Origin of the sequence: Acinetobacter sp. ANC 5054 (assembly GCF_002135295.1) — a bacterium.
In the GTDB taxonomy this organism is placed as follows: domain Bacteria; phylum Pseudomonadota; class Gammaproteobacteria; order Pseudomonadales; family Moraxellaceae; genus Acinetobacter.
The window spans coordinates 1-7,536 of sequence record NZ_NEGG01000022.1 but is presented as its reverse complement, the minus strand read 5'-3'; the positions used below and the strand labels follow the sequence as shown (position 1 = coordinate 7,536).

At 36.0% G+C, this 7,536-nt stretch carries 6 protein-coding genes and 1 pseudogene; 6 read left to right on the top strand and 1 reads right to left on the bottom strand.

Translation table 11 applies throughout. The annotated features are described in order from the left end of the window. The 5 genes and pseudogenes from B9T33_RS16220 to B9T33_RS16195 form a co-directional block, all read left to right on the top strand. Nucleotides 1-348, top strand: a pseudogene (locus B9T33_RS16220) (mobilization protein (MobL-like)); the annotation flags it as partial. Between the two features lie 703 nt (nt 349-1,051). After that, complete coding sequence (locus B9T33_RS16210; RefSeq protein WP_050042213.1) at nt 1,052-1,993, top strand: replication initiation protein; 942 nt, start codon at nt 1,052-1,054, stop codon at nt 1,991-1,993. Then, nucleotides 1,990-2,277 carry a hypothetical protein gene (locus B9T33_RS16205; RefSeq protein ID WP_004870774.1) on the top strand — a complete coding sequence of 96 codons (288 nt, stop codon included), beginning with the start codon at nt 1,990-1,992 and terminating at the stop codon, nt 2,275-2,277. Before B9T33_RS16210 ends, B9T33_RS16205 begins: the two co-directional genes overlap by 4 nt. A 597-nt stretch (nt 2,278-2,874) precedes the next feature. Next, nucleotides 2,875-4,350 carry an ABC-F type ribosomal protection protein Msr(E) gene (gene msr(E), locus B9T33_RS16200; RefSeq protein WP_000052512.1) on the top strand — a complete coding sequence of 492 codons (1,476 nt, stop codon included), beginning with the start codon at nt 2,875-2,877 and terminating at the stop codon, nt 4,348-4,350. A 55-nt stretch (nt 4,351-4,405) separates the two neighbouring features. Next, nucleotides 4,406-5,290 carry an Mph(E) family macrolide 2'-phosphotransferase gene (locus B9T33_RS16195; RefSeq protein WP_000155092.1) on the top strand — a complete coding sequence of 295 codons (885 nt, stop codon included), beginning with the start codon at nt 4,406-4,408 and terminating at the stop codon, nt 5,288-5,290. A 139-nt stretch (nt 5,291-5,429) separates the two neighbouring features. Here the strand turns inward: B9T33_RS16195 and B9T33_RS16190 are convergent, their stop codons facing one another. Further along, nucleotides 5,430-5,732 carry a hypothetical protein gene (locus B9T33_RS16190; protein WP_046128218.1) on the bottom strand — a complete coding sequence of 101 codons (303 nt, stop codon included), beginning with the start codon at nt 5,730-5,732 and terminating at the stop codon, nt 5,430-5,432. 211 nt (nt 5,733-5,943) lie between these two features. Between B9T33_RS16190 and mobQ the strand changes: the two genes are divergently transcribed. Continuing rightward, nucleotides 5,944-7,536, top strand: a 1,593-nt coding sequence (mobQ, locus tag B9T33_RS16185; protein WP_086179916.1) for a MobQ family relaxase, incomplete at its 3' end; no start/stop codon positions are given.

Below are 7,536 nucleotides of genomic sequence, written 5' to 3'. Positions count from 1 at the left end.
AAATACTTTAGTCCTCAAAATGGTGAAAAACAAAAGCGACTATATGCAGAAGAAATGGAAGATCTAAAAATCCAAGAATTGCATGCGGCTTTTACAAAAAAAATTGAGACCGAAGCGCAGCAAGAGTTTTCCCAAAAAAGAGCAATACAGCTCGAAAACGACCGAAAAGATCGTGAATCTAGAGAACAGCAGTTACGTAAAGAACGAGAGCAACAAGAACAACGCTATGCACAAGAACGAGAGCAACAAGAACATTTGGCATTTGTAAGACGCCAAGAACAAGAAAAACAGCAGAGAAATGAGCCTAAAAAGCCAGAAAATGACAATAACCATGACTACACGCCTTAGAAATCCCATTTAAGCGCAAAAAAACGGGGGTTTTAGCGACTTTTGATAGAAATACAGTAAAACTATAGTTGATAAAAATAAAATCGCTTAGAACGCAAATGAGAGCCTTTTAGCGAGTATCTACGAGCGACACAACGAAAGTTTGCTTATTCCCCCTCTGAAAAACCGTTTTTTATTGAATTACTGGGGACAGTGATTAGCGAGTGTCTACGAGCGAAGTATTGATGCTTTTGCTCGTCAAAAAGCATGAGCATAGCGAATGCATTATTCATGTTTTGCTTTTTGAATCCTTGATCATATATGCAAAAAACTGCCCCCCACGAAGCGAGTGAAACGAGCTTCAATAGAGTACGAGCTTTAGCGAGTACCAAGGGCAGTTTTAATAACTCACTTTGGAAATAAATTCCCTTTTATTCTTTTAAAAAGCTTTTAAAAGCTTTTAGACCCCCCTATAAACCACGCCTAGCAATGCTTTCAGACTTTAAAAAAGTACTTTTACCGGACAACTAAGTACTTTTACCGGACAAAACACATTTAAAAAAGTACTTTTACCGGACTTTAAAAGTACTTTTACCGGACATTCAAGTACAATTAATACATTGTACTTTTTTTAAAAAAGTACAATTTTCGTAGTCAAAAAATAAGCAATAATATAATATTAAAGTACATATCCGAAAAAGTACTTAATAGGCATTGTAGTTATATGGAAGAGAATAAAAAAACATATCCGCCTTCTTGGGTGGTAATGCAAAACAATATTCACGAATGTTTTAAAAGCATGAATATTGATGAAAAACGAATGTTAATCCTTGCCAGTCCCATTGCTAGAACCACCGATGCAACGGAAAAAGACCGAATTATGATTACTGCTGAAGAATTTGCTAGAGAATGTGGCATTAAAACGCATTCAGCATATACGCAGTTGGAACTAGCCAGTAAGAATCTAATTAAAAGGAATTTCTCTTATAACAATGAAAGAGGGAAGAAAGTTTTATCTAACTGGGTAATTGATTGCACTTATGAAGATGGTGGTATAGCTATCCGCTTTCCTGAAATCGTTTTATTGATGCTTAAAGAGTTTGATAAATTAAACCCATATACAAAGTATAAGAAAGATATAGTATTGAAATTAAAGAAAGATTATTCTTTTGATTTATATCATTTAGCTAAAAAACATCAAAATATGGGGCAATTTGAAATGTCCCTAGACCAGATAAAAAATGAACTGGGTTTGCCTGAATCCTATCAAGATCTAAGCAACCTTAAAAAGCGCGTAATCAATCCATCAATAGAAGAAATCACAGCTAATACAGACATTGACATCACTTATGAAAACGCCAAACAAGGGCGTTCTGTGGTCGGCTTTAAATTTATAGTGAAAGAAAAACCTAAGCCAAAATTAATAGCGCCTCAGCGAGATCAAAGAACTATAGATATGTTCTGCAATTTATCTGATGCTCAAATTAACAAGTACAGCACTATTTTATCTAAACTTTCTGAGCTATCAGACCTCAGTAATTTCCCAGACTACCCGACATTTGCCCTCTGGATTAGTGGCATCTTACGAGATCCGAAAAGTGTAAGAGAGGAAACAACAAAACGGATTTTTAAAGCTCTTCATAGCAAGACGGATTTTAAACCATGAGAACTAAGGCTGAATTAGATGCAATGAGTCATCAAGAACTCAAAGATTATGAGCAAAGTTTACTTGCTCTGTGGACACCAAGAATGGCTATTGAAAGTGACATTGAAAGGTTAAGCACTCATCACAGCGAATTATTAGAGGTTTTTAATCAATTAAAGAATCCGGATGCACCTAAAAATTCACGTTTAAAAGATTCAATCTTGTCTCTGAAATATAAAATCGAATCGCTTGAAGGTAAGTTGAGTGATCTTATTCAAGATAATCGCTTAAATTCTGCAGATTGAATTATTCAGTTTATTTAATCAAAATCGTGGAACATTGATTAAAGACTAGGCGTGGAACGTGAAAAGTAATAAAAAAAGCCCAGTCATTGACGACTGGGCTAGAAAATTGAAACTACAGCGTTGAATTATAAGGATAATTATACAGCATTTCGTATAAGGTGTATTATGTTAATTTTAGAAAATCTTCACTACTATTATTTTAAAATAAGCCTTATATCCAAGCATAAAACAAGGTTGTCTAGACTTCTTTTAACAGTAAAGTTATCATAAAACTGAATTTTATTTTTTAGGTAAGTTTATGCATTCTATCCGCATTCGTTAAGACACAACTATTTGCATAGTGACACTATTTTATAATGGTGGGCTTTTGTTGTGTCTTTAAGAATATATGCGGATATATAAAGTAAAAGTATGCTTAATTTATAAGTATGCTTTTAGTGCATAGTTTCCAGTTATAACTTAATTGACTAGCTATTTGTCCACCCTGTGGATGAATAGCTTTTTTTTTGGGAGGACACTGTGATGCTAGCTTTTGTTTTCACCTAAATCCTGTTTGCTGCATAAAAAATTTCAAGAGCTAAACAGGAGTAAATAAAAATGAGTTTAATTATTAAAGCGAGAAACATACGCTTGGATTATGCTGGGCGTGATGTTTTGGATATTGATGAATTGGAAATTCACTCTTATGACCGTATTGGTCTTGTGGGTGATAACGGAGCAGGAAAGAGTAGTTTACTCAAAGTACTTAATGGCGAAATTGTTTTAGCCGAAGCGACATTACAGCGTTTTGGTGATTTTGCACATATCAGCCAACTGGGCGGAATCGAAATAGAAACGGTCGAAGACCGGGCAATGTTATCTCGCCTTGGTGTTTCCAATGTACAAAACGACACAATGAGTGGCGGAGAGGAAACTCGTGCAAAAATTGCTGCCGCATTTTCCCAACAAGTACATGGCATTCTAGCGGATGAACCAACCAGCCACCTTGATCTCAATGGAATAGATCTACTTATTGGTCAACTTAAAGCATTTGATGGAGCATTACTTGTTATCAGTCATGACCGATATTTTCTTGATATGGTTGTAGACAAGATATGGGAGTTAAAAGACGGTAAAATTACGGAATATTGGGGTGGTTACTCGGATTACTTGCGTCAAAAAGAAGAAGAGCGACAACACCAAGCCGTAGAATATGAGCTGATGATGAAGGAACGGGAGCGATTAGAATCTGCTGTGCAAGAAAAACGCCAGCAAGCTAATCGATTAGACAATAAGAAAAAAGGAGAAAAATCCAAAAACTCTACCGAAAGTGCTGGACGACTTGGGCATGCAAAAATGACTGGCACCAAGCAAAGAAAACTGTATCAGGCAGCTAAGAGTATGGAAAAGCGTTTGGCTGCATTAGAAGATATTCAAGCACCAGAGCATTTGCGTTCTATTCGTTTTCGTCAAAGTTCAGCCCTAGAACTGCACAATAAGTTCCCGATTACGGCAGATGGTCTGAGCTTAAAATTTGGTAGCCGTACTATCTTTGATGACGCTAACTTTATAATACCGCTTGGCGCTAAAGTCGCTATAACTGGATCGAATGGAACAGGGAAAACGTCCTTGTTAAAAATGATATCAGAACGTGCTGATGGATTAACCATATCTCCAAAAGCTGAAATTGGCTACTTTACACAAACAGGATATAAATTTAACACGCATAAATCTGTGCTCTCCTTTATGCAGGAAGAGTGCGAGTACACAGTTGCGGAAATTCGTGCAGTATTGGCTTCAATGGGGATCGGAGCGAATGATATTCAAAAAAACTTATCCGACTTATCGGGAGGTGAAATCATCAAACTGCTTTTATCCAAAATGCTTTTAGGAAAATATAATATTTTGCTTATGGATGAACCAGGAAACTATCTTGACCTAAAAAGTATTGCCGCATTAGAAACAATGATGAAGTCCTATGCAGGAACTATTATCTTCGTATCTCATGACAAGCAATTGGTCGATAATATTGCTGACATTATCTACGAGATCAAAGACCACAAAATCATCAAGACTTTTGAGAGAGATTGTTAATGATAGCCAATCTAATCCGAACATTAATTATTGAACTCTTTAAAGGAAATTAAAAATGACAATTCAAGATATTCAATCACTTGCTGAAGCACACGGCTTGTTGCTTACGGACAAAATGAATTTCAATGAAATGGGCATTGATTTTAAGGTCGTTTTTGCTCTTGATACAAAGGGGCAACAATGGTTGCTGCGTATTCCTCGTCGTGATGGCATGAGGGAACAAATCAAGAAAGAAAAACGCATTTTAGAATTGGTAAAAAAACATCTTTCTGTAGAGGTTCCTGATTGGAGAATTTCATCTACAGAATTAGTGGCTTATCCCATACTTAAAGATAATCCTGTTTTAAATTTGGATGCTGAAACCTATGAAATAATTTGGAATATGGACAAAGATAGCCCGAAATACATAACATCTTTGGCAAAAACCTTATTTGAAATCCATAGTATTCCTGAAAAAGAAGTTCGGGAAAATGATTTGAAAATTATGAAACCTTCAGATTTAAGACCTGAAATAGCAAACAATTTGCAGTTAGTAAAATCTGAAATTGGTATAAGTGAGCAATTGGAAACCCGCTACAGAAAATGGTTGGATAATGATGTTCTATGGGCAGATTTCACCCAATTTATACATGGCGATTTATATGCTGGGCATGTACTAGCTTCAAAGGATGGAGCTGTTTCAGGCGTTATTGATTGGTCAACAGCCCATATAGATGACCCAGCGATTGATTTTGCTGGGCATGTAACTTTGTTTGGAGAAGAAAGCCTCAAAACTCTAATCATCGAGTATGAAAAACTAGGGGGTAAAGTTTGGAATAAACTATATGAACAGACTTTAGAAAGAGCAGCGGCCTCTCCTTTGATGTATGGTTTATTTGCCTTAGAAACTCAAAATGAAAGCCTTATCGTTGGAGCAAAAGCTCAGTTGGGAGTTATATAATTTAAAAATATGATTGCTGAGAACTGCCTTGTTTTGAAACTTGGTTGGCTTTAATTAGTTTTTAGTATTCTTTATAGAAAATGCCTCGATCAAGGGGCATTTCTAACAATCATTTAACATAAAATTTCTTATGCGAAATTTAGGTCTTATCCCAAATAAATCCATTAAAAAGATCTTTATCTTTCTGCCTATTTTCTTCAGTCTTACTTTCCGTGCTTAAAAACTTTTCAAAATCGGTTAGTTGACCCTTAAAAGATTCATCATTTTTCAGTTTGTTTAGAACCCAAGCCCCCAGTAGAATTTTACGTCTAGTATCATCTTTTCTTTGTCGATCAGAATTTTTCTTTTTTTCACGAGCAGCAATAGCTTGTTTTTGTGCTTTTAGTTGTCTTAATCGTTCTTCTTGCTTTGCAATTTTTTGCTCTAAAGTTTCAACACTCATACCATCACCATCTCAAGGAATCCCCCTCAAGCATAGGTCTGTTTGAATTGAAATTCAAGACAGCCCATGCTATCGTGGTTTTCCCGAAGGGCGCACTTAGCCATTGGATTTCATCCAATGGTGCGACAAGGGGTAAATCCCCTTTGTAATCCCCTGACCAACATATACATGTTGGTAATTTCGATAAATCGAAATAAAGAGCAAAAGCAAAATGGCGATATATCATTTTTCAGTTAAAACGATTAGTAGAGGTAATGGACGATCGGCCGTTGCTTGTGCTGCATATCGTTCAAGTGAAAAATTGGTATGCGATTTTTATGGAAAAGAACAAGACTACACAAGAAAAACTGGTGTCGAATTTACAAAAATCTATGCACCTGAAAATACAAATACTGAGTTACTCAAGCGCCAAACACTTTGGAATGAAGTCGAAAAGGTTGAACGTAGAAAAGATGCATTACTTGCAAGAGAGTTTGAGATTGCATTTCCCAGTGAGTTAAACGCTGAACAGCGTGAAAATATGCTCAATGAACTTTGCCGAAACCTCGTTAAAAAATACGGTGTCATCGTTGATGCTGCTATTCATGCACCTCATACAGACAGTGGAAGTGATGAACGCAACTACCATGCACACATCATGTTCACAACCCGAAGTATTAATGAGCAGGGTGGCTTTTCAGCAAAAAAATATAGGGACTTCAGTCGTGACAATGGCACAGAAACTGTAAGCCACTGGAGAGAATCATTTGCAGAGTTATGCAATCATCACCTGGAACAAAATGGATTTGATGAACGTGTCGATCACAGAAGTTATGAAGACCAGGAAAGTGACCTAGAAGCAACTCAGCACGAAGGTCCTCAAGCGACATACCTCCGGAGACGAGGGATATTTACAGAAATTAGTCTGAAAAATGATGAAATTAAGCTACGTAATTTAAAAATCAAAAAGGTCATCGCACTGGATGAAAACATCAAAGTATCTGAGGATCTTGTTCAAAAAGTACGAAGTGAGCTTCAGTTTCAATACTCTCAAGCTGAGTATTCAGAAAAAACTTCTCAGAAACTTTATGAATTCCAAAATGAAGAATTATCAAAATTAACAACAAAATTAGACACGATGAGTTCTGCAATATCAGAACTACGCAAAAAAGAGCCTTTATTTTTTAAAACAAAATGGATCAATCAAATAAATGACCTGATCGACCAACACAACACCCAACTAGACATCCAAAAGCATATTTCTGGTCTTAGTGAAATAGAAAAAAAAGAGAGATATTCTGATCATTTAAATAAATGGACAGAAGAAAATCAGCTGCTCCAGCCTAAAAAGTCTTTTGCAAAATTTGACGAACCGAACATCACTGTTAAACAACGAAAACTTAATGATCAAATTTCAAATATAGATCATCAAATTTCTGAAATATCACGCAGAGAAACTGAGTATCAAGAGTATGTACGCGATCAAAGACTGGAGATCATAAATAGTTATATATTTGAAGAAGATAACTATGGAAATAAATACTTTAGTCCTCAAAATGGTGAAAAACAAAAGCGACTATATGCAGAAGAAATGGAAGATCTAAAAATCCAAGAATTGCATGCGGCTTTTACAAAAAAAATTGAGACCGAAGCGCAGCAAGAGTTTTCCCAAAAAAGAGCAATACAGCTCGAAAACGACCGAAAAGATCGTGAATCTAGAGAACAGCAGTTACGTAAAGAACGAGAGCAACAAGAACAACGCTATGCACAAGAACGAGAGCAACAAGAACATTTGGCATTTGTAAGACGCCAAGAACAAGAAAAA

Coding starts and splice junctions, on each gene's coding strand:
- B9T33_RS16195 (WP_000155092.1), top strand. CDS start 4,406: ATGACAATTCAAGATATTCAATCACTTGCTGAAGCACACGGCTTGTTG.
- B9T33_RS16210 (WP_050042213.1), top strand. CDS start 1,052: ATGGAAGAGAATAAAAAAACATATCCGCCTTCTTGGGTGGTAATGCAA.
- B9T33_RS16205 (WP_004870774.1), top strand. CDS start 1,990: ATGAGAACTAAGGCTGAATTAGATGCAATGAGTCATCAAGAACTCAAA.
- B9T33_RS16190 (WP_046128218.1), bottom strand. CDS start 5,732: ATGAGTGTTGAAACTTTAGAGCAAAAAATTGCAAAGCAAGAAGAACGA.